The sequence below is a fragment of the Lysobacter luteus genome (assembly GCF_907164845.1).
Lineage (GTDB): Bacteria > Pseudomonadota > Gammaproteobacteria > Xanthomonadales > Xanthomonadaceae > Novilysobacter > Novilysobacter luteus.
Genome location: NZ_OU015430.1, coordinates 37,661 through 64,225, shown reverse-complemented (window position 1 = coordinate 64,225; position 26,565 = coordinate 37,661). Strand labels below are relative to the sequence as shown.

Here is a 26,565-nt window from a genome sequence, read left to right as displayed (position 1 = left end):
AGCTGGATTCAACATGAGTCGATCCCCGTTGCAGTTGCTCCCGGGCTTTGTCGCCGCCGCCCGCACCGGCAACCTGACGCGCGCCGCCGATGCCCTGCACATCACCGTGAGCGCGCTGAGCCACCAGATCCGTGCGCTCGAGGAGCGCCTGGGCCAACGCCTGTTCGAGCGCGGGTCGCGCGGCGTCACCCTCACTGCCGATGGCGAGCAGTTGCTGGCGCGCGTGGGGCCACCGCTGGAGTCGCTGGAGGCGGCGCTGCGCCCCGCCGGGCCGCGCCGGGGCGACGTGCTCACCGTCAGCGTGCTGCCGTCGATGGCCTCGGGGTGGCTGGTGCCGCGCCTGGGCCGGTTCCTGGCCGCGCACCCCCTGCTGCAGCTCAACCTGCTGTCGTCGGAGCGGCTGGTGGACTTCGAGCGCGACGACGACGTCGATGCCGCGTTGCGGATGGGCGCCGGGCGTTGGCCGGGCGTCGTCGCCGAGCACCTGCTGGACGAGTCGCTGGCGCCGGTGGCGAGCCCGGCGCTGGTCGAGCGGATGGGCCTGGACGCGGCCGGCGAGCTGCACCGCTGGCCGCTCATCGGCGAAACCGGGATGCGCCACTGGGCGCGCTGGTTCGAGCGACACGGCGGACACGAACCCGAGCGCTACGTGACCCGGCTGGACGACCTGGAGTCGGTGCACCGCGCGGCGGTCGATGGCATCGGCGTGGCGCTGGCGCGGATGGTCCGCTCGCGCACGCTGATCGAAAGCGGGCAACTGGTGGTGCTCAGCCCGCACCGCCTGCCCAGCGACTACGACCACTACCTGGTATATCCGTCGCGCTCGGCCTCGCACCCGGGCCTGCTGGCCTTCCGCGAATGGCTGCATGCGGAGGCACGCGGCGCTACGCTGGCCGATCTTCCGCCCACCGGACTGCCGCGATGAAACGTCTCCTGCTTGCCGCCCTGCTTCCCGCCGCGATCGCCGCCTGCACCGCCGACACCACCGCGACCACCCCGGCCGATGACGTCGCCGGCCAGGCATCCGCCCCCGCCGATACCGCGCCACCGGCCACGGCCGACGCCGACGCGGCACTGTCGGCCGTACTGCAGGGCGCCTGGCGCAGCCCGGAAAACTCGGCGCGCGATGCGTACCGCCACCCGGCCGAAACGCTCGCCTTCTTCGGCCTGTCGCCGGACCAGACCGTCGTCGAGATCACCCCCGGCGGCGGCTGGTATGCCGAGATCCTGGCGCCGTACCTGCGCGATGGCGGCCAGTACGTGGCGGCGGTGGTCGACCCGGCCACCCTGCCCGCCGGTGGCGGTCGCGACTACCAGCAGCGCAGCCGCGACGGGCTGGAGGCAAAGTTCGCCGGCGACCCGGAGCGGTTCGACCGCGCCACCGTAGTCGCCTATGACCCGGCCGCACCGGTGTTCGGACCGGCCGGCTCGGCCGATCTGGTGCTGACCTTCCGCAACGTCCACAACTGGCGCTCCAACCAACAGGCCCAGGGGATGTTCGACGGCTTCTTCGCGGTGCTGAAGCCCGGCGGCACGCTGGGCGTGGTCGAACACCGCGCCGCGGCCGATGTGGGCGACGACGACGAGTCGGGCTATGTCGGCCAGGCGCAGGTGATCGCGATGGCGGAGGCGGCCGGCTTCGAACTGGACGGCCAGAGCGAGGTCAATGCCAACCCGGCCGACACCCGCGACCATCCCAATGGTGTGTGGACCCTGCCACCGTCCAACAACCACGACGACGCGGACGACGCCAAGTACCAGGCGATCGGCGAGAGCGACCGCATGACGTTGCGCTTCCGCAAGCCCGGCGCCGCCGGCTGACGGGCCCACCCGCCGCCCCGTGCTGATCGCGTTCAACAAGCCGTATGGCGTGCTGTGCCAGTTCACCGACCGCAGTGAGCCACCGCGGCCGACGCTGGCCGGGTTCGGCCTGCCCGCCGGGGTCTACCCGGCAGGCCGGCTGGACCACGACAGCGAAGGGCTGTTGCTGCTGACCGACGACGGCGGCCTGGCACACCGGCTGACCGACCCGCGCCACAAGCAGCCCAAGACCTACCTGGTGCAGGTGGAAGGCGACCCGCAACCGGCGCAGCTGGATGCACTGCGGCGCGGTGTCGAGTTGCGCGACGGCCCCACCCGGCCGGCTCGCGCGTGCGTGGCGGAGCCGCCCGCCCTGTGGCCGCGCGACCCGCCGGTGCGCTTTCGCAAGACCGTCCCGGACGCCTGGTTGCAGGTGGTCATCACCGAAGGCCGCAACCGGCAGGTGCGCCGGATGACCGCCGCGGTGGGGCTGCCGACCTTGCGGCTGGTGCGGGTGGGCATCGGCGCAGTGGCCCTGGACGGCCTCGCGCCGGGCGCCTGGCGCGTGATCGATCCGCGCAGCGCGGCCGGTGGCGCCTCCTGAACGCGTTCAGTGAAGACATCAACGGACATTGGCCTGCGGCGACAAACCTGCGATTCTTCCGGAGGTCGCCCGTTCAGTTTGATGCAAGTGGGGAGCGGGCCCGCCACGGGAATTCCATGCCGCACTCCGAAACCACGCTCGGCCGAATCCTTGTCGTCGACGACCAGGCCGCGAACCTGCGGGTTGTCAGCGCGCTGCTGACGCGCGAGGGCTACCAGGTCATCACCGCCTCCAGCGGTCAGGAAGCGTTGGCGCGTTACGCCGAGTCGGTTCCCGACATGATCCTGCTCGACATGATGATGCCGGGCATGGACGGCTTCGAAGTGCTTGCCGCGTTGCGAGCGCAGGAACCGCCGCTGCGGATCCCTGTGGTGTTCGTCACCGCCGCGCACGATCGCGACCTGTTGCTGCGTGCGTTCGACGCCGGTGTGGTCGACTACGTGACCAAACCCTTCCTCCCCGAGGAACTGCTCGCACGGGTCAACGCCCACATCGGCCTCAAGCTCACCCGCGACCGGCTCGAGCGCGTCGCCCGCGAGCGCGAGGAGCTGGTCAACCTGGTCGCGCATGACCTCAAGAACCCGCTGTCGAGCGTGCTGTTTGCCAGCGACATCCTGATCCACGACGGCTGCAAGCCCGAGCGCGTGCCGCGCTACCTGCAGATGATCCACGAGAGCGCCGACGACGCGCTCGGCTACATCCGCCATTACCTGGAATCACGTGCCGGGGAACGTAACGGCACGGTGGCCTGCGCCGACCTGGGGGCGACGCTTGAATGGCTGGTCGACCGCTACGAGTTCCAGCTCGACGCCCGCAATATCGAGGTCAAGCTGTCGTTGCCGCCGGCACGCGCGCATGTCGCGATCGATGCGCGCGTCCTGCGCCAGCTGGGCGAGAACCTCGTCACCAACGCGATGAAGTACGCGCCGGGCAGCGAACTGCTGCTCGCCGGGCGGGCCGGTGCGCCCGGCTACTGGCAGCTGGTGGCGCTGGATCGCGGGCCGGGCATCCCGGCAGCGATGCAGCGCGAACTGTTCAAGCCGTTTACCCGCCTGCAGCAACCCGAGGACGGCATCTCCAGCGGTCTGGGGCTGTCGCTGGCCAAGCAGATCGTCGTCAAGGCGGGCGGCCAGCTCTGGTACGAGGACCGCGAAGGCGGCGGTGCCTGCTTCGTCATCGAACTGCCCGAGGCCAGCGAGCCGGCACACGCCTGAGCAGTCGCCGGCAGGCGCCTGCGCTGCCGGCGAGGATCCCTGGGAAGAACCTCGAACTCAGTCGGCAGTTGGCGTGCTTGCGGTGCTGCGTGAGCGGGTGCCCTTGCGTGCGGTCGAGGAACGCTTGCGCGCGGTCGATCCGTTGGAGCGGCGCGCCTCGACGCGTTTTGCGCTGCCGTCGATCGGCGCGGTCTCGGCCTGTTTGGCCTTGCGACGCGCGGCGTACCACAGCAACCCGGCACCGGCGGCAGTGGCCGCGACCAGCGCGGGATGGCGCCGCACGAAGAACCCGGCGACGCGCGCGCCGCCCTTGATCGCGCCGAGCTTGGCGCCGGCGTCCAGCCAGCGACCGGCGCCGCCGGGAACGGCGTGGCGAAGGCTGTCGCCGACGCTGCTGGCCAGTTGCAGGGCGCGGTCGGGGATCATGTCGAGTCTGCTCATGAGCGATGGGGCCTTGGGGGAAACGTGGGCAGAGTGTCCCCAGCAGCGCGTTGAGCCGGCGTGAGCCGCGCGGCCGCAGCCGGCTGGCGGCTGAACGTCGCGACGCGGGCGATCAGGTCCCCCGCGGCTTCGCGCGGTGCGTCGCCGTCGCCGACCACGGGTCGTCCGGCCACGGGTGCCGGGGATACCGCCCTTTCATCTCCTTGCGGACCTCCGGGTAGGTGCGCTCCCAGAACCCGCGCAGGTCGCCGGTCACCTGCAGTGGTCGCCCGCCCGGCGACAGCAGGTGCAGCGTCAGCGGCACCCGGCCTTCGACGATACGCGGCGTGTCGGCCAAGCCGAACAGCTCCTGCAGCTTGACCGCCAGCACGGGCGCGACCGGTTCGCCGGTTTCGTCATCGAACCCGTAGCGCACGTCGCGTTGCAGTCCCGAAGGCACCGCAACCCGGATCGGCGCAAGCGCGTCGATCCGCTGGCGCGTCGGCCAGTCGATCCCGGACTTGAGCGCTTCCGCGAGCGCGTCGGCGGCGAGTGCATCGAGCCGCGTCTTGCCGGCAAGCGCGGGCTGCAGCCACTGCGGCAACGTATCGAGCAACGCTGCGTCGGACAGGTCCGGCAGGCCGAGTTCCGGACTCCAGTGGCGCAGGCTGCGCACGCGCGCACGCCACTGCCGCAGTGCGCCGGTCCACGGCAAGGCGTCCAGGCCGAGCTGGCGCACCGCATCCACCAGTGCCTCGGCATGGCGCGACCGGTCGGGCTGCGCGATCGGCCGGCGATCCAGCACGATGCTGTCGAAGCGGCGTTCGCGCACCGCGGCGATGGCGTTGCGGTCCGTGTCCCAGAACACGCGGTCCCGGGTGGTGAAGCGCGCTGGCCAGTCACGCTCGAGCCGACCTGGATCCACCGGTGCCGCGCGCAGGATGCGGGCGTCGCGTCCGGGTTGGCGACTGTCGTCGCGCAACTCGGCCACCAGCAGCCAAGGCTCGCCGAACAACACGCTGTCGTCGTACAGGCGCGCCCCCCGACCGTTGGCAAGCTGGTAGCGCAGCGGGTCGGCCGGATGCTGGCGGGCGATCCGGTCCGGCCAGGCGTGGGCGAGCAGGTCGCCGATCAAGTGCGCGGGTGCGTCTGCCGGCGGCGCGACATCGACACGCAGGCGGCGGCGCCATTGCCGCGCGGCCTGGTCGATTGCCGCCAATGCGCCGCGCGAGGCGTCGTGCGGCGGGCTGCCGCGCCGGAATGCGACAAGTGCCTGCCAGCGTGCAGCGAACGCGTCGCCACCGGCACGCAGCGGATCGCGCGCCTCCACCAGTGCAGCGAGGTCGCAGGCCAGCGCGCGTTCGCTGTCGTCGTCGGGCGCCAGCAGCATCGCCGCCAGCCGCGGGTGGGTACCGAGCGCAAGCATCCGCCGGCCGAACGCAGTGATCGATTGTCCGTCGAGCGCGCCGAGCCGCTGCAGCAACTCCCGCCCGGCCGCCAGCGCGCCCGGCGGCGGCGGGTCCGGGAATCGCAGGTCGGCGTCGCCCCAGCCGGCCAGTTCCAGTGCGAGGCCGGACAGTTCGACCTGGTTGATCTCCGGCCGGCGTTGAGGCTCCAGCCGCTGCGACTGCGGCCACAGCCGGTACGCCCAACCTGACGCGACGCGGCCGGCGCGACCGGCGCGCTGGTCCGCCGAAGACTGGGCGATGTGGACCACGTCGAGCCGGCCGAAGCCGCTGTTGGGGTCGAACCGCGGCTCCCGTGCGAGCCCGCTGTCGACCACGACGCGCACGCCCGGCAGGGTCACGCTGGACTCGGCGACGTTGGTCGCGAGCACGACCCGGCGTCGGCCGTCATCGGCCGGCTGCAGCACGCGGGCCTGCTGCTCTACCGGCAGGTCGCCGTGCAATGCCAGCAACTCGGCGTCGGCACTGGAGTCCGCGAGCGCGCGCATCGCGCGGTCGATCTCGCGGCGTCCCGGCAGGAACGCGAGCACGTCGCCGGGATGGCTGGCGAGTGCGTGCTCGACCGCGCGGCGCAGGTGGTGCTCCGGCGCCTCGTCGCGTCGCGGCGGGAAGTGCGCGACCTCCACCGGGAAACTGCGCCCGGCGCTGGACAGCCGCGGTGCATCGATGAACCGCGCCAGCCGCTCGCCGTCCAGCGTCGCCGACATCACCACGATGCGCAGGTCCTCGCGCAACGCCGCCTGCACATCGAGCGCCAACGCCAGGCCGAGGTCGGCCGACAGATGGCGCTCGTGGAACTCGTCGAACACCAGCGCACCGACGCCCTCCAGCGCCGGGTCGTCCTGGATCATCCGGGTCAGGATGCCTTCGGTGACGACCTCGATGCGGGTCGCATCGGTCACCTGGCGGTCGAAGCGGATGCGGTAGCCGACGGTCTGGCCGACCAGCTCGCCACGCTGGCCGGCCATGAACCTGGCCGCCGCACGGGCGGCGACCCGGCGCGGTTCGAGCATCACGATGCGACCCCCGGCCAGCCACGGTGCATCGAGCAACGCAGGCGGCACCTGGGTGGTCTTGCCGGCGCCCGGCGGTGCCTCCAGCACCAGCCGCGGGTGGCTGGCGAGGCTGTCGCGGATGCGCGGCAGCAGGTCGTCGATCGGGAATCGCATGGCCCATTGTAGGAGCCGTCCCTGGGCCCACTGCTGCATCGGCCTCCTACAATGGCGCCATGGATCTGATCGACATCGGTGCCAACCTCACCCACGACTCCTTCGACCACGACCGCGACGCGGTGATGCAGCGTGCCCGCGAGGCCGGCGTGGTGCAGATGGTCGTCACGGGCGCCAGCCGCGAACACTCGCCGCAAGCCCTGGCGCTCGCCCGCGCCCACCCCGGCGAGCTGTTCGCCACCGCCGGCGTGCATCCCCACCATGCCAGCGAGTACACCGCCGAGTGCGACGCGGAAATGCGCGCGCTGCACGCGCACGCCGAGGTGGTCGCGGTGGGTGAGTGCGGGCTGGACTACTTCCGGGATTTCTCGCCGCGGCCGGCGCAGCGTCGCGCGTTCTCGATGCAGCTGCAGATCGCCGCCGAGACCGGCAAGCCGCTGTTCCTGCATCAGCGCGACGCGCATGCGGACTTCATGGCCGTGATGCGCGAGTTCGAGGGCCGGCTGGGGCCTGCGGTGGTGCACTGCTTCACCGGCAGCCGCGCCGAGCTGTTCGACTACCTCGACCAGGACTGGCACGTCGGCATCACCGGCTGGCTGTGCGACGAACGCCGTGGCCAGCACCTGCGCGAGCTGGTCGGCAACATCCCCGCCAACCGGTTGATGATCGAAACCGACGCGCCCTACCTGCTGCCGCGCACGGTCCGCCCGGCGCCGTCGCACCGGCGCAACGAGCCGATGTACCTGGCGCACATCGTCGAGGAGCTCGCCCGCGACCGCGGCGAGGAGGTCGCCGTGACGGCGGCCAACAGCACGGCCACCGCGCGTGCGTTCTTCGGCTTGCCGGGCGGCGGCTGAACCACGCCGCATTCCGTTGCTGCCGGCGGCTCAGTCGCGCCCGGACAGGTGGGTCGCCAGGTCGTCGGCGCGGCGCCGGGTCAGCCACGTCGCCACGCTGTCCTCCAATTTCCAGTAGCGCTGGGCGGCGAATGCGACCCATGCGTCCCGGTACGCCAGCCATGCGCGCTGGGCGACGCGTATGTCCGGGCGTGTGACCGTGCCGAAGCCGATGCGGTCGGGATCACCACCGGACGCCTCCTCGCCCGGCGCGGGCGGCGCCATCAGCTGCCGGTAGACGCGGTTGAGGCGGGCGTCTGCGGCGGCGCGCTCGTCCGCGCTGGCGATCGGCAGGCTGTCGGACTCGAGCGTTGCCAGCAGCGCGACGAAGGCGTCGAGCGTGCGCTGTTCGTGCTGCACGTGGAAGGCCACCCGGCCGCTGCCGGACATGTCGACCTCGTTGTCGGCGCTGGTCGTGGCGAACGCGGTGGCGGTGGCCTGCAACGGTTCGAACGCGGCACGGTCGGCCTCGCGCCACGGCCGGGTCAGCCGGGCCAGGCGCTGGCGGCGATCCTGCGCGTCGAGGCGCGCGGCGTGGCCGGCGCAATAGCCCATCGCCAGCCCGCTGGTGATGTCGTCGCAGAAGTGGAAGCCGGTACCCGGGTCGGCCGAGTCCTTCATCGCCTGCAGATGGCTGACGCGGCCGTGCACTTCGGCAATCGCACCCCGCATCCGGCAGGCCAGCGCGGTGGCGAGCTCGAGGTCGCGCTCGGCACCGACGCCGTTGGCGTAAATCGTCAGCAGCAGGTCGTTGCCGGCGAACAGGAAGGCATTGTCCGCGCCGACGGAGTCGACATTGCGCAGGGCGCACTGTCGCGCCCGCACCGGATCGGCCGCCATGCCGATACCGTAGTACAGGGCCTCGGCATCGCAGTCGGCCAGTCCAGCCGCCTGCGCCGGGTCGGCGCGGTCGCTGGCCGGTGGCTGCAGGTCGCGCACCCGTTCGCAGGCCGCCACCGAGCTGGCGTATTCGGGACGGCGCGACGCGGGATCGTCGGCCCAGTTCCAGTCGGCGGCAGCCGCCGGAGCGGCAAGCAGCACTGCGAGCGAAACCGCGGCAAGGCGCGATGCGCGTTGCCGGGTCAAAGGCGTGGGGCGCAAAGCGACCGCCACGGCCACCGCCTACGGGCCTGCCTTCGACGCGGCCCGGACCTGGTCCTCGATTTCCTTGCAGGTGTCGGCAAGCTGCGTGGTGGTAAGTGCATCTAGCTTCTGCCTGGCCTTCGCGTACTCGGCGTCGAACAGCGCATCCATCTGGGCATCGCTCAGCCCCAGCTGTTGCCGCCCGGGCACCTGGCGCGCCGCATTGCGTACCGTGGCCGCGTCGGTCCGCCCCGGCGCGCACGCCTGGTCAAGTGCAAACAGGTTCGCGCTCATGCCGACCATCCCACGCAACCGGTCCATCCCCGGGCCGGTCGGCAGGTCTGCGGCGTCGACGGTGGCGACGGGCGCGCTCTCTGGCGCGCTGACCGGGGCCACCGGCGACGGCGCCGTGGTCGCGGCGACGACGGCCGCATTGTCCGGGAGTGGCGCGGTTGGTTCCGCGTCGGGCGCACTGCATGCCGACAGCATGACGGTGGCGAGCAGAGCGAGTGCCGATGTGATGGCGTAGCGGGAGAGATCCATGGCAGACGTCCTTGTGCAAAGTGGGAGGGCAGACCGTACCGCGCGCGGTCGCGTCGCCACAACACCGGCACGCGTCCGTTTCACTTCAAGCGCCGCGCTTGGAGATCCTGCAGGTATGCCTTGAAAGCACGCTCATCCCTGAGCGGATACGTGACCGGTTCTCCCTCCCGCACGCCATCAAACCCGGACACCAGCGACTCGTCTTCGAGCTTCAACCGCTGGAGCTGCCCGCCTGCATGCCCGATGTCGTAGACGTGCCACGCGTAGAACGTTCCGGATGTGTCCCGCGCGTTGTCCACCGCCCATCCCAGCAGAACAACCAGTTCCTGCTGGGGATCCGCGTCGGCATCGGCCATGAAGATCGACTGCGCGACCGCGTGCCGCCCGCCCTCCGAACCGAAGGTGCCGGCATGCGCGCGGGTCGCACCGGCGTCGCTCCACACGCACAGGGTGAGTTCCAGTTCGTCGGCGTCGTTGAGCGCGTAGCCCAGCTGGACCGGCACGCCGTCGGGCACGCGCTCCGGCCGTGATGCATAGCGGACCGGCGCGACGGTTACCTCAAGGATGCGATGGGTCGACCGGCTGAAATCCGGAGCGAGTGCCGAAGGCGCGCGATAGCCGCTGGCTTCCTGCAAGGCCGCACAGACGGGCGATGTGTCGATGGACGCCGACGGCGTCAGGGCGACGCTTCCGCTGGTCACGGCCCGTTCGGGATGCGCTTGGGCACACGCCGTCACAGCCATCACCACCAGGCAGCTGGCGAGCGCGGCCGGGGACAACGCCGGCGTGCCCGAGCGCGTGCCCGAGCGTTGCGCGACGGACCTACAGCTGGACAAGCTCGACCCGCCGGTTGCGGGCCTTGCCATCCTCGGTCGCGTTGTCGGCGACCGGTTCGGCCTGGCCGAAGCCCTTGGCCTGGAGCCGTGCGCGGTCGATGCCGCCAGCCGCGAGCGCGGCGACCACCGAGGCGGCGCGCGCCTCCGACAGCTGCAGGTTGTGGCCGGCATCGCCGGTGTTGTCGGTGTGGCCGTTGATGGAAAGCTTCAGCGCCGGGTCGTCGCTGAGCAGCTGCACAACCTGTTCGATCTGCGGCTGCGAGTCCGGCAGGATCTCGGCCTTGTCGGTGGCGAAGTTGACCTGCAGGGCGACGCGGCCGTCGGCATCGAGCTGCTGCTTCAGTTCGCTGGCCGGCAGCAGTGCGGCGGTTGCCTGGAACGGCGCCGACTCGATCACCATCCAAGAGCCGCTGGCGGTGTTGCCGACGAAGTGCAGCCAGATGTTGCGGTCCGGGCGGCGTACCAGCCAGGTCGCGACCTTGTCGTTGTAGATGTCGCCGCGGCCCTGCGAGTACGCCTGCTCCTCGTCCCAGGCGTCGATGATGTCCTTCGGCGGCTCCGACTCGGTGACCTTGACGCCGCCGGCCTGCGCGATCTGGTGGTCGATGTTGCGCACCACCTCGAGCCGCGACCAGCCCTTGCCGCGCTCGGCATGCACGAGCGATTCGAACACGCGTCCCTCGACCCACTCCAGTCGGTCGCCTGTCCACACCGCCACGCGGTCGAAGTCACGCACCGGGATCGGCCGGTTGGGGTGCCGGTAGCCGGTGGGCAGGGTGAAGTACGGGAAGTCGCCCAGTGCCGCCTCCGACACCGGCACCGACGCGATGTCGAAGCCCTGCGGTTCGGCCGGCTTGGGGGCCTCGGGCGCTGGCGCCGGCGCCCCTTCCGGCGCGGCGTCCGCACCGTCCGCGCTTGGGGTGTCGGGCGTGGCGCCATCCGTCCCGTCGGCGTTGCGGTCACCGCAGGCGGCAAGTGCGGCCGGAAGCAGGACGGCCAGCAGCGCGATCCGGAGGGGACGGGACAGGTCGTGGTTCATCGGTACGGCTCCTTGGGTGTCAGGGGGTGCCGGCGCGGGACCGCGCGTGGCGGGCGCCGGCATTGTCTTCCAGTTGCTCGATGGTACGCGGCAGCTCGAACAGGCCGGGGTCGAGCGGGCCGGCTTCCACCGCCACCACCTCGTAGCCGCGGATCGCTTCGCGACCGGCCAGCCGCCCGCGGAACGCGAGCAGCAGGCCCGTGCGCGGATCGACCCAGAGCGTCCCGTTGTCGGTGCCGTCCGGACCGCGACCGTCGGCGTGGCGGTAGCGCCACGTGCGCACCAGGTGGTTGGCGATGACGTCGACCGCGCCGGGCTCGCAGCGCGCGCCCATGTCGGTGCAGGGTGCATCCGGGTCCAGCCGGAAGGCGGTCCACGCCGGTGCGGGCACCGGCAGCGCGACATCGCCACTGACACTGACCAGCCAGGCCTGGTCGGCCGCGGTGTCGGCCAGCAGGTAACCGTCCTGGCCCCGCGACACTTCAAAGTCGATCCGCAGGCGATCACCGGACAGCCGAACGGTCATCGGCATCACCGCATCGCCGCGCACCGGGCCGATGCCGGTCGCGCGCGCGTGCAGGGTCACGTCGAAGACGCCCTCACCACTGCCGTCGCCGGCGATGGCGCCCGTCGCGGGCGCGAGCGCGAGCGTGCACAGACACAACACGATGCCGGCAACGCGTCGCATGTCAGCGCAGGCGCGACGGATTGCTGATCGGCGACTGCATCCGGACGATCGCGTACGACTCCAGCCGCATGCGGCTGTAGTGGCCGATCGAGCAGCGCAGGTCCTCGCGCCAGGTGTCGCCCTCGGTAATGAGCGCCGACAGGCCACCGATCACGCGGTCCACGAACGGCACGATCATCGGATAGCAGTAACGCACCCGGATCTTGAGGATGTTGGCGTCCTGCACGTTGAGGCCGCTGCCACCGACGCGGGTGTCGCGGAAGGCGAGGTTGTCGTTGGGCAGCGCGCGCCTGCCATCCCATTGCCGCTCGGCGAAATCGTTCCAGGCACTCCGCGTGGGACTGACGATCTCGATGTCGCTGTAGGCGACCACGTCGACCGCGGCCTTCGCCGCGCCTTCAAGCGCGCCGCCCATCCCGGGCGCGTCGACATACAGCGGCGTGATGCCGCGGATCAGGCCGCGCCGGATCTGGTCGATGTCGGCGCCGTGCACCGCGCCGGCGCGTGCCGCTTCGAGCGCGGCGTAATCGAGCGTCGCCTTGGCGCGGTAGATCAGCATGAACTGGAACGCGGCCAGCAGCAGGAACAGGAACGCCGGCACCACGATGACGAACTCCAGCAGCGACTGCCCCCGCTGGCGCCGCCCGTGCGCCGGGGCGTGCGTGGCGCGTCTCACCCCTCGATCGATTGCCATTGCAGCACCTCCCCCATGACCGGGCCGATCCGCGACAGGCTGCCGGCGCGCAGCTCGACCGTCGCGTGTGCGCCGCGTTGCGCGCACGCACGCCAAGGCTTCACGCCCTCGCGCCAGCCGAGCACCTCGCCTTGGCGGCCGAGGAACAGCAGGTCGAGCGGGTAGCCCATCCAGAACGTGTGCACCGAGCTGCACGGCGACAGCCACAGGGCCTCGGCGGCATCGCCCGCGAGCGGGCGCCGGCCCAGCAGCCCGCGCAACCGCGACCACCAGCGGTCGGCGCGCCACACCGTCGGCACCACGCAGGCGCCGCCGCGGTAGAGGCGCCCCGCCCTCACAGGATCCCCTGCTGCTTCATCTGCAGGTAGATGAAGTACGCCAGCACCAGGAAGATCAGCGGGAAGAAGAACATCACCAGCGGCAGCATCATCTTGACCGGCGCTTCCAGCGCGAGTTTTTCGGCGCGCAGGAAACGCTCCTCGCGGCGCTGGCCGGCCTGCGCACGCAGGGCGTCGCTGAGGCTGGCACCGACCCGGTCGGCCTGGATCAGCGAACTGGTGAAGTTGGCGATCTGCGAGATGTCCATCCGGTCCGACATCCGGCGCAGCGCCTCGGCGCGTGGCAGGCCGGCGCGCAGGTCGCGCAGCATGCGGGCGAACTCCTGGCCCAGCGGCCCCTGCGGCCCCTTCTGCACCGCCTGCTCGATCGCACCGGTGATGTTGAGTCCTGCCTCGACCGCCATGGTGATGAAGTCCAGGTAGGTCGGCAGGTCGCGGACGACCTTGCGTCGCCGCAGGTTGCGCTTCTCGCTGAGCCACAGGGTCGGGTACATCCAGCCCAGCGGCGCGCCGAACAGCACGCACATCAGCAACGTCGCCAGGCTCGCCCGGCCGAGCATCAGTACCAGCAGCGCGAAGAACAGGGTGACGATCACCGCGGCGACCACGCGCAGGCCGTACAGACTCTCCGGCGTCAGCACGTAGTCCTGCCCGGCCGACTGCAGCGCGCGGTGGGTCTTCTCCAGCTGCGCGGACTTGAGGCGCGGCGCGATCGCCAGCGTCGTCGCGGTCACCACCGGCCAGATCAGCTGCAGTCCGCGCGGAAGCGGATCCTGGTAATGGCGGTCTTCCGGCGGCACCTGCTGCAGCAGGCCGCGGGTGGCCACGAACACCAGTCCGACCGCGGCGGCCGCCGACAACGCGACGAGGATCAGCAGCATGTTCATACGTCGATCGTCATGATCTTGCGGCACATCCGGTAGCCCAGGTATTCCATCACCACGCAGATGGCGATCACCGTCCAACCGATCGGGGTATGGAACATCGGCCGCATGGTTTCGGGGTAGGCGAACGCGAGGAAGGCGACCATCGCGACCGGCAGCATCGCCATGACGATGCCCTGCAGGCGCCCCTGCGAGGTCAGTGCCTTGACCTTGCCTTCCATGATCAGCCGGCGCCGCAGCGTCTCGGCCAGGATGGTCAGGCTTTCGGCAAGGTTGCCGCCGACCTCGCGCGAGATCTGCACGGCCGAGACGAACAGCTTGACGTCCTGCACCGGCACGCGCTCGGCGAAATGGTCGAGTGCCTCCTCGGTCTTCACTCCCATGCGCTGCTCGCGCAGCACCAGCGCGAGCTCCTGCGCCAGCGGCGGCATGCCGTCGGCGACCATCGCCTCCATCGCCGGGCCGAAGCCGACACCGGCCTTCATGCTGCCGGCCAGCATCAGCAGACCGTCCGGCAGCTGCTCCTGGATGCGGTCGATGCGGCGCTGGCGCATCCACACGTAGATCTTGCGCGGCAGCACCGCCAGCAGCACCACCGCGGCGATCGGCAGCAGCAGGTTGCCGGTGACCGCCCACAGCACCAGCGGCACCAGCACCAGCAGGGCGACGTTGACGGTGAACAGGCTGCCGGTGTTCATGAACATGAACATGTCGGCGAGGTTGATCCGCGCCTGGTTGACGAAGCTTTCCTGGTAGCGGTGCATGAACCGCTCGCTGGCCTGCACCGCGACGATGCCGGCAGCCGCCACGCCAACGAACACCAGCACGCCGATCAGCCAGACGCTCATCCGTTGCCTCCCGGCTTGCGGAAGATCGACAGGTCGACCGGTACGCCGCGTTCGGCCAGCTCCTCGTAGAACTCCGGCACCGCGCCGGTGGCGATGAAGTCGCCCTCGACCCGGCCGTCCGCGCCGGAATGGTTGCGCGGGCGGAACAGGAACACGTCCTGCATCTGGATGGTGCCGCTCTCCAGCCCGGTGATCTCGGTGATGTGGCTGACCTTGCGCGAACCGCAGGGGTAGCGCCGCTGGTGCACGATCAGGTCGACCGCCGAGGCGATCTGCTCGCGCACGACCGTCATCGGCAGGTCCATCGACGACATCAGCACCATCACCTCCAGCCGCGACAGCGCCTCGCGCGGGTTGTTGGCGTGGGCGGTGGTCAGCGACCCCTCGTGGCCGGTGTTCATCGCCTGCAGCATGTCCAACGCCTCGCCGCCGCGGCATTCGCCGACCACGATGCGGTCGGGGCGCATGCGCAGCGCGTTCTTGACCAGGTCGCGGATCGTGATCTGGCCCTTGCCCTCGAGGTTGGGCGGGCGCGCCTCCAGCGCGACCAGGTTGGGCTGCACCAGCTTCAGCTCGGCAGCGTCCTCGATGGTGACGATGCGCTCGTGGTCCGGGATGAAGTTCGACAGGATGTTGAGCAGCGTGGTCTTGCCCGAGCCGGTGCCGCCGGTGACCACGATGTTGCGGCGCTCGCGCACCGCGATGGTCAGGAAGTCGAGCATCGCCTGGTCCATCGAGCCGAAGGTCAGCAGGTCCTCGCCCGTGAGCTTGCGCTTGGCGAACTTGCGGATGCTGACGCTGGCGCCGCGCAGCGCCACCGGCGGGATGATCGCGTTGACGCGCGAGCCGTCCTTGAGGCGCGCATCGACCATCGGCGAGCTCTCGTCGATGCGCCGGCCAAGCGGGGTGACGATGCGCTCGATCGCCGACAGCACCGCGCGCTCGCTGGTGAAGCACACCTCGGACTTCTCGATGCGGCCGTTGCGCTCGATGTAGATCTGGTCGAACGCGTTGACCATGATCTCGGTGACCGTGTTGTCGTCGATCAGGTCTTCCAGCGGGCCCAGGCCGATCGCCTCGTCGAGCACCTGCTTGGCCAGCCGGCGCGGGTTGATGCTCCTGGGCAGGTCGGCGAACTCGCGGGCCATGATCTCGTCGATGAGCGTCATGGTGGCCTCGCGCAGTGCCTCGTCGCTGAGGCTGCGTACGTCCAGCCGGCGCAGGTCCATCTGCTTGACCAGCGCGCCGTGCACGCGTGCGCGCCAGACGTTCATCTCCGGTGGCAGGTCACCGGCGCGGGCAATCTCGCGCGAATCGGACGGCGCCGGCGCCAGCGGTGCGGGTGACGCAGGCACTGGTGGCGCGACCGGCTCGTTGGCCGCCGCCACCGGCGCGGTGCGGGCGTCCTCGTTGACCACCCGGATGCGGTACTCGCCGATCTCGACCAGGTCGTGCCGGGTCAGGGGGCCGTGGCTGTGCTTGACCTTCTGGCCGTTGACCAGCACCGCCGCGCGCCCGCCGCCGAGCGACTCGATGAAGATGCCGTCGTCCAGCCGCTTGAGCGCGGCATGGCGGCTGCCGATGTTCCAGCCCTGCAGCACCACCAGGTTGCCGTCGCCGCGGCCGATGCCGCACTCGCGGTGCAGGCAGCGCACTTCGCGCGGGTCGCGGTTTCCGGTTTCGATCAGGACGTTGAACATGGTGGTTGCCTACTGCCCGAGCTTGCGGCCGAGGTCGCTCTCGTACATCTCGCGGATCCGCCGGGCCTGCTCGAGGCCGTCACGGTTATGCTGCGAGTCCGGGCCGACGATGCGCGGCGTCACGAACACCACCAGGTCGGTCTGGTTGGCGCGGAACCGGTCGGAGCGGAACAGCCGGCCGAGGATCGGGATCTCGCCGAGGATCGGGAACTTGTCGGCCGACTTTGCGGCGTTGATGTCGGTCAGCCCGGAGATGACGATCGTCTCGCCATTGCGCACGTTGACCTCCGAATGGGTGCGGCGTGTCAGGAAGCCGGGGATGCCGTTCACGGTGATGCTCGGGTCGATGCGGCTCACCTCGGCCATCAGCGTGGTCATGATCTCGTCGGAGCCGTTGACCACCGGCGAGATGTCGAGCTTGATGCCGTATTCCTTGAACTCGACCTGGGTCTGGCCGAACAGCGAGGAGATCGGGATCGGCACCTCGCCGCCGACCAGGAAGTTGGCCTCGCCGCCGCTGCGCGTGCTCAGGTGTGGCGACGCGAGCGCGTAGGCCTTGCCCTTGTTGACCAGCAGGTTGATGCGCGAGGTGATCGAGGTCGCCAGCCCGAACGCTGTCTGGATCGGGTTGGCCAGGCCGTCGAACTCGGGCTTGTCGAAGTCGCTGCCATCCGGCAGCACCCGGAACTCCGACGAGGACGAGTCGTACAGCGCGCCGGCGTTGGGCCCGTCGATGCTGCTGTCCCAGCGGATGCCGAGTTCCTCGAGCGCGTTGCGGTCGAACTCCATGATCTGGACGTCCATCATCACCATCGGCCGCATGCCGACCGCGTCGACGCTGCCGAGGTTGACGATGCTCGGGTAGGCCTTGCGCATCTCCTCGATGCGGTACCAGTCGGCCTGGCTGATGTCCTGCCCGGTCACCACGACGTTGCCGCCGACGATGGACACCCGCGCGTTGCCAGCCGGTCCGAGCATCGACTGCAGTACGCGCGCGGCCTGGCACCGACGATGGTCACCGGGACGTCGCGCTGGCTGCCGTCCTGGAACCACAGGTGCAGCGCGGTGTTGCCCGGCTCGCTGGCGATGATCACCAGCTCGCGTCCGCCGAGCGTCTTGACCTCGAGCAGCTCGCCGCTGCCGACCGCGACGCGGCGCAGCGGGACATCGACGCTGTGCACCACCACCTGGCCGCCGTACAGGGTCAGTTCCGCCGGCAGTGGTCCCTGGCCGGACCCGACGTCCGGGAGCGGTGCGGGGCTGGCGGCGCGCGTGCGCGCCAGCTCGCTGGATTCCGGCACGTAGTTCGCGCCGGGTGCCGGCTCCGGTGCGCGCTGCGCCGGCGCGGCGGCGTCGAGCATCGAACGCGCCTGGGCGATGGTCGCCTGCGCCTGTTCGGCGCCGTCGGCGGCGTCCTGGCCGGCGCCCGTCGCGAACGCGTTTCCTCCTGCAAGCACCATCGCCAGCGTCGCCGCCAGGCTCCCGGCCCGACCTGCAGCCCCTTTCAATCGCTTCAACGTCCACCCCCGATGATGAATTCCACACCGCCCGTGCGGCGACGCGCGACCGGCCGTGGCGCGCCGCGCAGCAGTTCGCTTTCCGTCAGTCCGTCCAGCCCGAACGCGCTGCCGTCCTCGCGTTGGCGCAACAGCACCCGCAGGTCGCCGGCCTTGTCGGCCACGGTCAGGCGCTCGGCCTGGCGCGGTTGCAGCTCCAGCGTCATGGTCGAGAAGCCGAGGCCGCCCTCGTCGTTGGCCAGTTCCTCGCCGATGCGGGTGCCGGTGGCCAGGACGTTGATGTCCTCCAGCAGCGGCATCACCCGGGTGTTGCCGCCGTCCTGGTCGACCGACATCAGGATGTCCACGCGGTCGCCCGGCGTGACCATGCCCGAGATCGAATTGGTCTCGTCCACCTGCAGCGTGTAACCGACCCGGCCGGCGCCGATCACACGCGAGAACTGGTCGTACAGCGGCACCAGCGCGGCGCCCGGGAGCGGCGCGCCTTCGCGCACCGGGGAGCGCAGCATCCGCCCCATCAGTTCGGCGTAGTTGTCCGGGGTGACCGCGTCGGCGGGCACGAAGTCGACCGGCACCTCGCGCACCGCGAGGTCTTCCTCGTTGATGACGGTGCCGATGTCCATGTCGCGCTTGGGCACCGCGACCGGGACCATTTCGGTGGCCGCTTCGCGGGTGCGTTCGTCGACCTCGGCGCGGATGTAGCCAACCGCCGATACCGCGGCGATGAGGCCAAGCAGCACGGCGACGCCGATGTAGAGGAGGTTTCGATTCACTGTGGGCATGTGCGGTCCATCAGGTCAGTGGGATCCAGGAGAGCGACAGCGCGTCGACGAACGCGACGTAGGCATCGCGCATGGCCTGGACGAGTTCGAGGATCACGTTGGGGTTGGCCACCAGTACCAACACGACGAACAGCAGCAGCACGCTGTACTCGACCAGCCCTTGGCCGGCCTGAAGCCGGCGGCGTCGCCACGGCCGGTGCGTGCGGTGACCCCCTGTCATCGGCTGGTTCATCGTCCGGTCCGGTTGGCCAGCACGGTGGTGCTGCCGCCTTCGCGCTGGATCGCCAGCGACAGGTGCTCGCCGCCGCGGCTGAACTCGACCAGGCACTGGCTGGCCATCACCGAGCATCCGGCGCCCTCCGGCTTCCAGTCGTCGGCGGCAAGCCGACTCCGGTAGAACAGGTAGTTCTGGCTCGGACTGAGCGTGTTGCGCAGCGCCAGCGTCCGCGGCTGGCCCGTCAGGTCCAGGTACTGCACGTCGCTCAGCACCTCGGTGTTGGCCGGTTGCACCAGCCAATCACCCGGCCGTTGCTTCGATGGCTTGGCGCGGGTGTCCATGACGCCCACCGTGGCCTCGGTGCCGCCACCGACGGCCTCGACCTGCACCGTGATGTAGTGCCGGCCCTGCAGGTGGCCCATCACCGTGCCGGTGCCCAGGTCGTCCTCGACCACCGCGCCGGCCCACTGCTCGCGGTAGAACCGCTGCACCTCTTCCGGCCGCATGCGCGTGCGGAACTTGCGGGTGCTCATCGGCAGGCCGTTGAACAGCATTTCGCCGGCGACCTCGATGCTCTGCGCACCATCGGGCAGCGGCACGTCGGGCCAGGCGGTCGCCGCCACCGTCATCGGCAGCGCGAGCAGTCCGGCCAACGCGGCAGCCCGCCACTCACCGCCGCGGGGCATACGGCTCCAACCGCGGCTTGGGGACGACATCCGGCTTGATGTGGCCGATCTCGAGGTCATCGAGCACGCCGATGACCGGGATGGAGTCGGGCAAGTCCCAGTCGGGCAGCACGCCGCCAAGGTAGGCGGTCGGCACCAGAGTGCGCACCTGGGCGAGCACACTGCGCCGGTGGGGCGAGCCGCCGCTGCCTGCGCCGGCCGCGTTCCAGGCATCGGCCAACAGCATCTGGCGCGACTCCATCCGCAGGTTGATGGCATCGAACGGCGCCAGGTAGGCGGCGGGACGCCCGTCGGCCGTGCGCAGGTTCTGCGGGTTGATCGACACGCGGGTCTCGATCAGCCCCTCGCTGTTGGGCGGGAACTCGCCCGGGAACGATTCGGCCATCTCCAGCACGTCGTCCATGAAGCCCGGCGCGCCGCGGTTGCGATAGGCGCCGAGTTCGACGTCCGCATTCCGCAACAGCGGCTGGTTGCTGAAGGTATTGAGGAACAGGTCCGGTACGACCGCGTTGGCCGCGGGCGGCGCCGGCAGGTTGCTGGTGATGGGCTGGTCGGCCGGCGCGAAGTGGCGGGCCATCAGCAGCCGTTCCGTCCGTGCGCGCTCGGGGACGCCGTAGTCCTTGGCGACCGTGGCTTCCCACGCCGATGCGCGGGCGATCTGCTCACCCTTGTGCTGCAGGTGGATGTACTTGGCCAGCACGGGCACGAGCAGGAACAGCGGAACCAGTACCGCGCCCATGACCGCGACCTCGGTGAGCGATTGCCCACGCTGCGCGCGGCGTGCCCCGTGCACGTTCCGCATCCCGCGGAAGCCGCGTCTGCTCATGCGCCGGCTCCAGCCGGGGGCGGCGCGTACGCATCGCGGTCCAGCGCATCACCGACGGTGAAGGTGCGGGTCCGGATGCGGCAACCCTTGCCGTCGACCGGCTCCTGCGCCAGCACGATCGACTCCAGGCTCGCTTCGACCGGCCGGGCCGGGCTGCAGCCCTCGCCGACGGCCTGGTCGTTGAACCCGAACGACCGGCCGCCCGACCACAGGCATTGTTCGATCTCGCCATCCACGCTGCGTCCGCGCCACGCGCGGCACGCCTGCCCGGCGACCTGGCGCTCGCCGATGGCCTCGAAGCCGTCCGCCCCGCCTGCGGACGGATCCAGCGGGAAGCGCGGCAGTATCTCGCCGCCCGCCACCGGTTCGGCGCTGTCGCCGGCAGCGGCATCGTCGCCCAGCGCGCGGCTCATCTCGACCGACCCGTCGGCGTAGCTGTAGCGCCCGCCATGCTCGAGCCGGAACAGGCAGCTGTCGACCGGCGCACCGTCCTCCAGCCCGAGCGTCCACTGCTCGTCGCGGACGACTTCCAGCGTCGGTGACGCCCAGATCCGGACCCGGGTCGTCCCGAGCCGCTCGAGCTCGGCCGCGGTCAGCTCGCGGACCGGCCAGCCGGTTTCGCGGCAGCGCGCCAAGGCGAACCGGTAATCGCGCTGCGCGGCATTGGCGCCCTCGACCACGAGTTCATGCACCTGGTCCAGGTGGATCGCCGGCCAGTCCGCCACGGCGCCTTCGTCCGTGGGGCCGGCAGCGGCGGTCTGCGCAGCCTCGTTCGCGACGTCCCCGGGTTGCGCAGCCGGGCCGTCGCTGCAGGCGGCCAGCAACGCGGCAGTGAGTGCCGGCACCAGTAAGAGCCGGGCCATGGTGGCACGCGCGAGCATCACGTTGCCCCGCCCGCCAGGCCCAGCGCATTGCGCACACCCGCCGGGGTTTCGACCAGCCGGGCCTGCCAGTACGGGCTGAACAGGCTGCCCCATTCGCGCAGGCCGTCTTCGCGCCGGAACATGTCCAGCGACACCGGCCGCTCGAAGTACACCTCGGCCGACGCCAGCGCGGAGATGCGCGCGGTCTGCTCGGCCAGCGCCATCCGGCCGTTGGCGAGCCCGACGGTAGTGCTGGTCCGGGCCTCGCTCATGTCCACCGTCGCCTCGACCGTGAACACCGGGCCTTCGCCGAACCGGCCCTTCTTCGTTGCCTTCAGGTCGTGGTAGTCACGCAGGCCGTTGTAGCCGGTGAAGTACGCACCCCTGGCCTTGCCACCATGGACCGACACGTTGGGGTCGTTGGCCGCCGCCCGGCTGACGAGGTCGCGCGGATTCATGCCGCCGTAGACCCCGTAGCGCCGGTTGTCGAACGGCGAACGCCAGCCACGGTTGTTGTTGAAGCCCGGCAGGAACCGCTGGCCGCGGTAGGTCGTCACCGCCTGCGCGCCACCCCAGCCGACCGGGACGTCGATGTCGTCGATGCCGAGCCAGCTGGGCAGGTCGACCTTGACCTGCATCGTGTCCAGCGCCGCCCAGCGGTTGTACTCGACCATGTCGGTGCCGCCGTAGGTCGCGAACTTGATCAGCGCGCCAAGCGACTGGCTGCGGTCCCAGCTGAAGCCGTCGCGCGATTGCATGACGACGTTGCGGTAGCGGTTGAACGCCTCGCTCTGCCCGCGTCGCGGAAGTCGGTGGAAGTCGAGGAAGCGGTTCTGCGAATCCACCAGCTGGCCGACCAGCACGCCGGCCCCAAGGGCACTCAGGCGGGCCCGGTCGACATTGCCCTTGAGCACCGTGTTGGCGATATGCACCGACTCGGCCTTGGACGCAAAGGTGATCGCCAGCGACGCCGCGCCCGCGTAGAAGCCGTTGAGCTCGTCCAGCAGCGTGATCGCACCCTGGATCATCGGCTGGGCGGTCCGGCGGGCCGCCTTCAGGCCCTGGTCCGCGACCTTGAAGCCGGTCGCCAGGAGGCGCGCGGGTATTGCCACCGGCGGAAACGGGATCAGGCTCAGCGCCTCGAACAGCGTCTTGAGGTTGAACGCGGCCTGGTTGAAGTGGTTGATCCACGAATAGATGCTGACGAACTGGGCGACGGCCACCTCGTTGGCCACCCGCCCGCGGTTCATGTACGCGGCGAAATTCCAGGCCCGCGCCTGCTGCACCGCGACGCTGTAGGCGGCGGCGTCGGCCGCATTGGTCAGCTGGACCTTCCGGTGGACCACCTGCCCGGTGTTGAACAGCAGCACGGTGCCGACCGCCAGCACCAGCAGGAACACCACGCCCAGCACGAGGGCCTGGCCGCGGTGCCGACGTGCGCCGGGGGCGGTGAAGCTGCGGTGGGGAAAAGGGGCTGGCATGCCCGTCACCTCGCGACGGCGGCGACGCGCGGGCCTGCGCCCGCGGTCGGGAGATCCTGGAATCGGGTGGGGGACGTCGTCGCTGACGACGCATCCCCGAGGTCGGTGCCCCCGGCGGGGCACCGATGCGCTGCAACGCCTACTTGTTGTTGTAGGCGTCCATTCCCTTGGTCTTGTCCGCTTCCGTCTGTGCGTCGCTGGCGGTGTTCTGGGCGCGGTTGATGGACTGGGTCGCGCTTTCGCCCGACAGCTCCTTGGCCATGCCGGCGACGCCGCTGCGGACCGTCCCGCCGAAGGCGGTGATGGCGGCGATGGCGGCGATGGCGATGAGCGCGGTGATGATGATGTACTCGGTCATGCCCTGGCCGCGCTGGCGGCCGGCACCAAGACGGAGGTGCTTGATCTGCATTGGTTGATCTCCCTGCGTAAAGGTTCGGCGGAACGTCTTCCTGCATCACCCCGACTGACACGTTGCGTCGCAAATTGCCGTGCGGGGGCGATCGGGAGCCTACAAGGGCGACCCTCCAAGTCAACGGCAGTTAAATGACAATCGGCCGTTTTGTGACAGGTTTCACCAAAATTTGCCTGTTCAGCGAATTTTTTACCTGCGAGCACACAAAAAAAGCCGCGCGCCGCCCTGAGGCGACGCGCGGCTGGCCGGGTTGGTCAGCGCAGGCTGGCGAGAGTGGTTTCGCAGGTCTCGGCGCGGTAGGCGTCGGACATCGCCACGTCGTCGAGTTCCACCCGCCGGGTGGCGACCGTCAGGGCTTCTGCGAACTGCCGGTCGAACTCGCCGGCCTCGCTGCCCATGGCGATGGCCTGGTCGCGCTGGGCGGCCTTGTGGGCTTCCAGCTGGCCGGCGCTGGCGCCGCAGGCCTGCGCGTAGGCGTGGGTGGTCGCGGCGGCGCCGGCCCAGCCGAGCTCGACCAGGCGGGCGTCCAGCTCGGCGGCATCGCCGGCCGGGACAGCGGCGGTCGCGGCGGTCGCGGGGGTCTCGGCGGCCGAGGCCGGCGCTGTGGCGTCGGGCGCCGGGGCGGCGACTTCGGTCGACGGTGCGGCCGGATCGTTGCAGGCGGTCAGGCCGGCGAACACCAGCGCGGCCAGCAGGGTGGGTCGGAACAGCGACATGCGGACTCCTTTCGATGACAGGGAATGTCGCCGGCGGCGGGGGCCGGCCGGCGACGGGCCATCATACGAAGGAGCCGCCGCGCGGGCGCGGCACGGGTTCTCAGCTGCGCAGGCCGGTGCCGCGCTTGAGCAGCCACAAGCCCAGCGCCGTCAGGCCGACCACGAAGCCGACCATCAGCGCGAACGCGATCCACAGCGGCACGTCGCTGACCCCGAGCAGGCCGTAGCGGAACGCATTGACCATGTAGAAGATCGGGTTGGCGTGGGTCATCGCCTCGGCCCAGCCGGGCAGCAGCTTGACCGAATAGAACACGCCGCCCAGGTAGGTCAGCGGGGTCAGGATGAAGGTCGGTACGATCGCGATGTCGTCGAACTTCCTGGCGTAGACCGCGTTGACGAAGCCGGCCAGGGCGAAGATCGTTGCGCCCAGCAGCACGGTGGCCAGCGTCACCAGCGGGTGCGGCACCCGCACGTCGGTGAACAGCGAGGCGATCAGCAGCACGATCGCGCCGACCGCCAGCCCGCGGGCGACAGCGCCGGCGACGTAGCCACCGAGGATCACCCAGTTGGGCATCGGGCTGACCAGCAGCTCTTCGACGTGGCGACCGAACTTGGCGCCGAAGAACGACGAGGCGATGTTGCCGTAGCTGTTCTGGATGATGCTCATCATCACCAGGCCGGGGACGATGAAGTCCATGTAGGCGATGCCGTCCATGGTGCCGATCCGCGAACCGATCAGCCCGCCGAAGATCAGGAAGTACAGCGTCATGGTGATCGCCGGCGGCACCAGCGTCTGGGCCCAGATGCGCAGGATCCGGCTGATCTCGCGGCGCGCGACGGTGCCCAGCGCGACCAGGTTGGGGTGGCTCATGCTCGCGCCTCCGGCAACGTCGCCGTGGCCGGTTCGCCGGCGGCGACCATGCGCACGAACAGCTCTTCCAGCCGGTTGCTCTTGGTACGCATGGACCGCACCCTGATGCCGGCATCGCCAAGCGCGGCGAACACGCGGTTGAGGTCCATCGCGCGCGGCATCTCGATGTCGAGCGTGTGGTCGTCGCGCGCCAGCACGGTGGTGCCTTCGATCTCCGGCAGCACCGCCGGCAGCGCACCGTCGATGTCGAGCACGAATCCCTCGACGTCGAGCCGGGCCAGCAGGGTCTTCATCGGCCCGGCGGCGACGATCGTGCCGCGGTCGATGATCGCCAGGTTGCGGCACAGGTACTCGGCTTCCTCGAGGTAGTGGGTGGTGAGGATGATGGTGGTGCCGGCGGCGTTGATCTCACGCAGGGTCTGCCACATGCCGCGGCGGATCTCGATGTCGACACCGGCGGTGGGCTCGTCGAGGATCAGCAGGCGCGGCCGCGTCATCATCGCGCGGGCGATCATCAGCCGGCGCTTCATGCCGCCAGACAGCGTCCGGCTCATCATCCGGGCCTTGTCCCACAGCTGCGCGCGCCGGAGCTCCTCCTCGGCGCGCTGCAACGCCACCTCGCGGGGGATCCCGTAGAACCCCGCGTAGTTGACGAGGATGTCGAGCGGCTGCTCGAAGGTGTTGAAGTTGATTTCCTGCGGCACCAGCCCCATCAGGCGCATCGCCGCGTCGCGGTCGCGGCGGATGTCGGTACCGAAGATCTCGACCGAGCCCGAGGTCAGGTTGACCAGCGAACTGACGATGCCGATCAGGGTGCTCTTGCCGGCGCCGTTGGGCCCGAGCAGGGCGAAGAAGTCGCCCTCGGCCACGTCGAGCGACACGCCCTTGAGGGCTTCGACGTGGTTGTCGTAGGTCTTGCGCAGGTCGCGGACGGACAGCGCCGGGACGGCCGTGTCCGGCGCGGCGGCGGTCGCCTGGTTCTGGGTCATCGGGTCTTGGCCTTGCCGGTGCTGGTACTGGTGTTCGTGCTGGTGTTTCTGCCTGTCGCACGTGCGGTCCGCCGTGCCGGCCCGTGGGCGGCTGGGCGGGGTCTGCGGCGATCCCCGGTAGTATAGGCGGCCCGGTGGCCGCGGCCCGGCCACCCCGTGCACACACTGTTCCGCGGATCCTCCCGGGCAGGCGAATCCGAAGGTCCCCGTGGCAATCCAGCATTTCCCCCTCAAACTCGTCTCGCGCCGCATGCTCGCCCCGAGCGTCGGTCACTACGTGTTCGTGCGCGACGACGGCGCGCCGCTGGACTTCATCCCCGGCCAGTTCATCCAGGTCCACTTCCAGTACGCCGATGGCACCGCGACCAAGCGCTCCTACTCGCTTGCGACCATCCACGACCACGCGATGGGCCCCGGCGAGGCGGTCGAGATCGCGGTCAGCTACGTGCCCGGCGGCGCCGCCACCGCGCTGTTCGAAGGGCTGGATGCGGGCGACACCGTCGACGCCAGCGGGCCGTTCGGCCGCTTCTGCCTGGTGCCGGCCGACACCAACCGGCGCTACCTGCTGATCGGCACCGGCACCGGCGTCACCCCGTACCGGGCGATGCTGCCGCAGCTGGAGCGTGCGATCGCCGAACGCGGTATCCAGGTGGTACTGCTGTTCGGCGCGCGCACCCCGGACGAGCTGCTGTACGGCGACGAGTTCCGTGCGTTCGCGGATCGCCACCCCGACCACTTCCGCTTCGTGCCGTGCTTCTCGCGCGTACTGCCGGCGGCAGGTTCGCCCCACGCCCATGCCGATGTACGCCACGGCTATGTGCAGCAGTTCCTGCCGGACTTCGCCCCCGACCCGGACGGCGACATCGCCTACCTGTGCGGCAACCCGAACATGGTCGACAGCTGTTTCGAGGCGCTCAAGGAGAGCGGCCTGGAGGTCAAGCAGATCCGTCGCGAGAAGTACGTCAGCAGCAAGTAGCGACGCC

Annotated in this window: 30 protein-coding genes; 6 read left to right on the top strand and 24 right to left on the bottom strand. The window is 70.4% G+C overall.

Going from position 1 to position 26,565, the window contains the following annotated elements; all coding sequences use genetic code 11:
• Nucleotides 1–13: 13 nt before the first annotated feature.
• The 4 genes from KOD61_RS00330 (at nt 14) to KOD61_RS00315 (ending at nt 3,618) form a co-directional block, all read left to right on the top strand.
• Nucleotides 14–925: a LysR substrate-binding domain-containing protein gene (locus KOD61_RS00330; protein WP_215219112.1), complete on the top strand. Its 912-nt coding sequence runs from the start codon at nt 14–16 to the stop codon at nt 923–925.
• Complete coding sequence (locus tag KOD61_RS00325) at nt 922–1,821, top strand: class I SAM-dependent methyltransferase (RefSeq protein WP_215219111.1); 900 nt, start codon at nt 922–924, stop codon at nt 1,819–1,821. Before KOD61_RS00330 ends, KOD61_RS00325 begins: the two co-directional genes overlap by 4 nt.
• A gap of 19 nt (nt 1,822–1,840) precedes the next feature.
• Nucleotides 1,841–2,404, top strand: coding sequence for a pseudouridine synthase (locus KOD61_RS00320; protein ID WP_215219110.1), 564 nt, complete (start codon nt 1,841–1,843; stop codon nt 2,402–2,404).
• A gap of 116 nt (nt 2,405–2,520) precedes the next feature.
• The gene (locus tag KOD61_RS00315) at nt 2,521–3,618 is read left to right on the top strand and encodes a hybrid sensor histidine kinase/response regulator (protein WP_215219109.1); all 1,098 of its coding nucleotides are present in this window, start codon (nt 2,521–2,523) and stop codon (nt 3,616–3,618) included.
• 57 nt (nt 3,619–3,675) lie between these two features.
• Here KOD61_RS00315 and KOD61_RS00310 read toward each other — a convergent pair whose 3' ends face one another.
• Both KOD61_RS00310 and hrpB read right to left on the bottom strand, forming a co-directional pair.
• Nucleotides 3,676–4,059 carry a hypothetical protein gene (locus KOD61_RS00310; RefSeq protein ID WP_215219108.1) on the bottom strand — a complete coding sequence of 128 codons (384 nt, stop codon included), beginning with the start codon at nt 4,057–4,059 and terminating at the stop codon, nt 3,676–3,678.
• A gap of 112 nt (nt 4,060–4,171) precedes the next feature.
• Nucleotides 4,172–6,673, bottom strand: a complete 2,502-nt coding sequence (hrpB, locus tag KOD61_RS00305) for an ATP-dependent helicase HrpB (RefSeq protein ID WP_215219107.1) — start codon at nt 6,671–6,673, stop codon at nt 4,172–4,174.
• 59 nt (nt 6,674–6,732) lie between these two features.
• Between hrpB and KOD61_RS00300 the strand changes: the two genes are divergently transcribed.
• Nucleotides 6,733–7,530 carry a TatD family hydrolase gene (locus KOD61_RS00300; protein WP_215219106.1) on the top strand — a complete coding sequence of 266 codons (798 nt, stop codon included), beginning with the start codon at nt 6,733–6,735 and terminating at the stop codon, nt 7,528–7,530.
• Between the two features lie 30 nt (nt 7,531–7,560).
• On the opposite strand, the gene KOD61_RS00295 is transcribed toward KOD61_RS00300, so the two are convergent.
• From KOD61_RS00295 to KOD61_RS00190, 22 genes are all read right to left on the bottom strand, one after another.
• Nucleotides 7,561–8,682 carry a lysozyme inhibitor LprI family protein gene (locus tag KOD61_RS00295; RefSeq protein ID WP_215219105.1) on the bottom strand — a complete coding sequence of 374 codons (1,122 nt, stop codon included), beginning with the start codon at nt 8,680–8,682 and terminating at the stop codon, nt 7,561–7,563.
• Nucleotides 8,683–8,691: 9 nt separating this feature from the next.
• Nucleotides 8,692–9,195 carry a hypothetical protein gene (locus KOD61_RS00290; RefSeq protein WP_215219104.1) on the bottom strand — a complete coding sequence of 168 codons (504 nt, stop codon included), beginning with the start codon at nt 9,193–9,195 and terminating at the stop codon, nt 8,692–8,694.
• Nucleotides 9,196–9,275: 80 nt separating this feature from the next.
• Nucleotides 9,276–9,974, bottom strand: a complete 699-nt coding sequence (locus KOD61_RS00285) for a hypothetical protein (RefSeq protein WP_215219103.1) — start codon at nt 9,972–9,974, stop codon at nt 9,276–9,278.
• 43 nt (nt 9,975–10,017) lie between these two features.
• Nucleotides 10,018–11,070: an OmpA family protein gene (locus tag KOD61_RS00280; protein WP_251370603.1), complete on the bottom strand. Its 1,053-nt coding sequence runs from the start codon at nt 11,068–11,070 to the stop codon at nt 10,018–10,020.
• A gap of 19 nt (nt 11,071–11,089) precedes the next feature.
• Nucleotides 11,090–11,758, bottom strand: a complete 669-nt coding sequence (locus KOD61_RS00275) for a hypothetical protein (RefSeq protein WP_215219102.1) — start codon at nt 11,756–11,758, stop codon at nt 11,090–11,092.
• 1 nt (nt 11,759) lies between these two features.
• Nucleotides 11,760–12,452: a TadE/TadG family type IV pilus assembly protein gene (locus KOD61_RS00270; RefSeq protein ID WP_215219101.1), complete on the bottom strand. Its 693-nt coding sequence runs from the start codon at nt 12,450–12,452 to the stop codon at nt 11,760–11,762.
• Nucleotides 12,431–12,790, bottom strand: a complete 360-nt coding sequence (locus KOD61_RS00265; protein WP_215219100.1) for a DUF192 domain-containing protein — start codon at nt 12,788–12,790, stop codon at nt 12,431–12,433. Before KOD61_RS00265 ends, KOD61_RS00270 begins: the two co-directional genes overlap by 22 nt.
• Nucleotides 12,787–13,677 (bottom strand): type II secretion system F family protein, encoded by an 891-nt coding sequence (locus KOD61_RS00260; protein WP_215219099.1) that lies wholly within the window; start codon nt 13,675–13,677, stop codon nt 12,787–12,789. Before KOD61_RS00260 ends, KOD61_RS00265 begins: the two co-directional genes overlap by 4 nt.
• Nucleotides 13,674–14,522, bottom strand: coding sequence for a type II secretion system F family protein (locus tag KOD61_RS00255; RefSeq protein ID WP_215219098.1), 849 nt, complete (start codon nt 14,520–14,522; stop codon nt 13,674–13,676). The genes KOD61_RS00260 and KOD61_RS00255 overlap by 4 nt, the downstream gene beginning before the upstream one ends.
• Nucleotides 14,519–16,222 (bottom strand): ATPase, T2SS/T4P/T4SS family, encoded by a 1,704-nt coding sequence (locus tag KOD61_RS00250; protein ID WP_215219097.1) that lies wholly within the window; start codon nt 16,220–16,222, stop codon nt 14,519–14,521. Before KOD61_RS00250 ends, KOD61_RS00255 begins: the two co-directional genes overlap by 4 nt.
• A gap of 9 nt (nt 16,223–16,231) precedes the next feature.
• A complete protein-coding gene (locus KOD61_RS00245; RefSeq protein ID WP_215219096.1) occupies nt 16,232–17,200 on the bottom strand; it encodes a type II and III secretion system protein family protein in 969 nt (322 codons plus the stop codon).
• Nucleotides 17,143–17,739: a pilus assembly protein N-terminal domain-containing protein gene (locus KOD61_RS00240; RefSeq protein WP_215219095.1), complete on the bottom strand. Its 597-nt coding sequence runs from the start codon at nt 17,737–17,739 to the stop codon at nt 17,143–17,145. Before KOD61_RS00240 ends, KOD61_RS00245 begins: the two co-directional genes overlap by 58 nt.
• Nucleotides 17,736–18,521, bottom strand: a complete 786-nt coding sequence (gene cpaB / locus KOD61_RS00235) for a Flp pilus assembly protein CpaB (RefSeq protein ID WP_215219094.1) — start codon at nt 18,519–18,521, stop codon at nt 17,736–17,738. Before cpaB ends, KOD61_RS00240 begins: the two co-directional genes overlap by 4 nt.
• A gap of 10 nt (nt 18,522–18,531) precedes the next feature.
• On the bottom strand, nt 18,532–18,753 hold the full coding sequence (locus KOD61_RS00230; RefSeq protein ID WP_215220416.1) for a hypothetical protein: 222 nt from the start codon (nt 18,751–18,753) through the stop codon (nt 18,532–18,534).
• Entirely contained in the window at nt 18,750–19,424 is a 675-nt protein-coding gene (locus KOD61_RS00225) for a hypothetical protein (protein WP_215219093.1), read from the bottom strand. The genes KOD61_RS00230 and KOD61_RS00225 overlap by 4 nt, the downstream gene beginning before the upstream one ends.
• Nucleotides 19,408–20,250 (bottom strand): hypothetical protein, encoded by an 843-nt coding sequence (locus KOD61_RS00220; RefSeq protein ID WP_215219092.1) that lies wholly within the window; start codon nt 20,248–20,250, stop codon nt 19,408–19,410. Before KOD61_RS00220 ends, KOD61_RS00225 begins: the two co-directional genes overlap by 17 nt.
• Complete coding sequence (locus KOD61_RS00215; RefSeq protein ID WP_215219091.1) at nt 20,247–21,131, bottom strand: hypothetical protein; 885 nt, start codon at nt 21,129–21,131, stop codon at nt 20,247–20,249. The genes KOD61_RS00220 and KOD61_RS00215 overlap by 4 nt, the downstream gene beginning before the upstream one ends.
• Nucleotides 21,131–22,594 (bottom strand): pilus assembly protein TadG-related protein, encoded by a 1,464-nt coding sequence (locus tag KOD61_RS00210; protein WP_215219090.1) that lies wholly within the window; start codon nt 22,592–22,594, stop codon nt 21,131–21,133. Before KOD61_RS00210 ends, KOD61_RS00215 begins: the two co-directional genes overlap by 1 nt.
• Nucleotides 22,595–22,733: 139 nt before the next feature.
• The gene (locus KOD61_RS00205) at nt 22,734–23,003 is read right to left on the bottom strand and encodes a pilus assembly protein (protein ID WP_215219089.1); all 270 of its coding nucleotides are present in this window, start codon (nt 23,001–23,003) and stop codon (nt 22,734–22,736) included.
• 257 nt (nt 23,004–23,260) lie between these two features.
• Nucleotides 23,261–23,722 (bottom strand): hypothetical protein, encoded by a 462-nt coding sequence (locus tag KOD61_RS13070; protein ID WP_215219088.1) that lies wholly within the window; start codon nt 23,720–23,722, stop codon nt 23,261–23,263.
• A 100-nt stretch (nt 23,723–23,822) separates the two neighbouring features.
• Nucleotides 23,823–24,593, bottom strand: coding sequence for an ABC transporter permease (locus KOD61_RS00195; RefSeq protein ID WP_215219087.1), 771 nt, complete (start codon nt 24,591–24,593; stop codon nt 23,823–23,825).
• The gene (locus tag KOD61_RS00190; protein ID WP_215219086.1) at nt 24,590–25,582 is read right to left on the bottom strand and encodes an ABC transporter ATP-binding protein; all 993 of its coding nucleotides are present in this window, start codon (nt 25,580–25,582) and stop codon (nt 24,590–24,592) included. The genes KOD61_RS00195 and KOD61_RS00190 overlap by 4 nt, the downstream gene beginning before the upstream one ends.
• A 250-nt stretch (nt 25,583–25,832) precedes the next feature.
• On the opposite strand from KOD61_RS00190, the gene KOD61_RS00185 reads away from it, so the two are divergent.
• Nucleotides 25,833–26,558 (top strand): ferredoxin--NADP reductase, encoded by a 726-nt coding sequence (locus KOD61_RS00185; protein ID WP_215220215.1) that lies wholly within the window; start codon nt 25,833–25,835, stop codon nt 26,556–26,558.
• The last annotated feature ends 7 nt before the right edge of the window (nt 26,559–26,565 follow it).

Excerpts from the sequence above, each read along its gene's own strand:
- KOD61_RS00225 (WP_215219093.1), bottom strand. The coding sequence starts at position 19,424 with ATGCCCCGCGGCGGTGAGTGGCGGGCTGCCGCGTTGGCCGGACTGCTC.
- KOD61_RS00270 (WP_215219101.1), bottom strand. The coding sequence starts at position 12,452 with ATGGCAATCGATCGAGGGGTGAGACGCGCCACGCACGCCCCGGCGCAC.
- KOD61_RS00290 (WP_215219104.1), bottom strand. The coding sequence starts at position 9,195 with ATGGATCTCTCCCGCTACGCCATCACATCGGCACTCGCTCTGCTCGCC.
- KOD61_RS00275 (WP_215219102.1), bottom strand. The coding sequence starts at position 11,758 with ATGCGACGCGTTGCCGGCATCGTGTTGTGTCTGTGCACGCTCGCGCTC.
- KOD61_RS00190 (WP_215219086.1), bottom strand. The coding sequence starts at position 25,582 with ATGACCCAGAACCAGGCGACCGCCGCCGCGCCGGACACGGCCGTCCCG.
- KOD61_RS00280 (WP_251370603.1), bottom strand. The coding sequence starts at position 11,070 with ATGAACCACGACCTGTCCCGTCCCCTCCGGATCGCGCTGCTGGCCGTC.
- cpaB (WP_215219094.1), bottom strand. The coding sequence starts at position 18,521 with ATGCCCACAGTGAATCGAAACCTCCTCTACATCGGCGTCGCCGTGCTG.
- hrpB (WP_215219107.1), bottom strand. The coding sequence starts at position 6,673 with ATGCGATTCCCGATCGACGACCTGCTGCCGCGCATCCGCGACAGCCTC.
- KOD61_RS00215 (WP_215219091.1), bottom strand. The coding sequence starts at position 21,131 with ATGCTCGCGCGTGCCACCATGGCCCGGCTCTTACTGGTGCCGGCACTC.
- KOD61_RS00310 (WP_215219108.1), bottom strand. The coding sequence starts at position 4,059 with ATGAGCAGACTCGACATGATCCCCGACCGCGCCCTGCAACTGGCCAGC.
- KOD61_RS00185 (WP_215220215.1), top strand. The coding sequence starts at position 25,833 with ATGCTCGCCCCGAGCGTCGGTCACTACGTGTTCGTGCGCGACGACGGC.
- KOD61_RS00260 (WP_215219099.1), bottom strand. The coding sequence starts at position 13,677 with ATGAACATGCTGCTGATCCTCGTCGCGTTGTCGGCGGCCGCCGCGGTC.
- KOD61_RS00210 (WP_215219090.1), bottom strand. The coding sequence starts at position 22,594 with ATGCCAGCCCCTTTTCCCCACCGCAGCTTCACCGCCCCCGGCGCACGT.
- KOD61_RS00250 (WP_215219097.1), bottom strand. The coding sequence starts at position 16,222 with ATGTTCAACGTCCTGATCGAAACCGGAAACCGCGACCCGCGCGAAGTG.
- KOD61_RS00195 (WP_215219087.1), bottom strand. The coding sequence starts at position 24,593 with ATGAGCCACCCCAACCTGGTCGCGCTGGGCACCGTCGCGCGCCGCGAG.
- KOD61_RS00325 (WP_215219111.1), top strand. The coding sequence starts at position 922 with ATGAAACGTCTCCTGCTTGCCGCCCTGCTTCCCGCCGCGATCGCCGCC.
- KOD61_RS00205 (WP_215219089.1), bottom strand. The coding sequence starts at position 23,003 with ATGCAGATCAAGCACCTCCGTCTTGGTGCCGGCCGCCAGCGCGGCCAG.
- KOD61_RS00315 (WP_215219109.1), top strand. The coding sequence starts at position 2,521 with ATGCCGCACTCCGAAACCACGCTCGGCCGAATCCTTGTCGTCGACGAC.
- KOD61_RS00330 (WP_215219112.1), top strand. The coding sequence starts at position 14 with ATGAGTCGATCCCCGTTGCAGTTGCTCCCGGGCTTTGTCGCCGCCGCC.
- KOD61_RS13070 (WP_215219088.1), bottom strand. The coding sequence starts at position 23,722 with ATGTCGCTGTTCCGACCCACCCTGCTGGCCGCGCTGGTGTTCGCCGGC.
- KOD61_RS00220 (WP_215219092.1), bottom strand. The coding sequence starts at position 20,250 with ATGAGCAGACGCGGCTTCCGCGGGATGCGGAACGTGCACGGGGCACGC.
- KOD61_RS00245 (WP_215219096.1), bottom strand. The coding sequence starts at position 17,200 with ATGCTCGGACCGGCTGGCAACGCGCGGGTGTCCATCGTCGGCGGCAAC.
- KOD61_RS00230 (WP_215220416.1), bottom strand. The coding sequence starts at position 18,753 with ATGAACCAGCCGATGACAGGGGGTCACCGCACGCACCGGCCGTGGCGA.
- KOD61_RS00255 (WP_215219098.1), bottom strand. The coding sequence starts at position 14,522 with ATGAGCGTCTGGCTGATCGGCGTGCTGGTGTTCGTTGGCGTGGCGGCT.
- KOD61_RS00300 (WP_215219106.1), top strand. The coding sequence starts at position 6,733 with ATGGATCTGATCGACATCGGTGCCAACCTCACCCACGACTCCTTCGAC.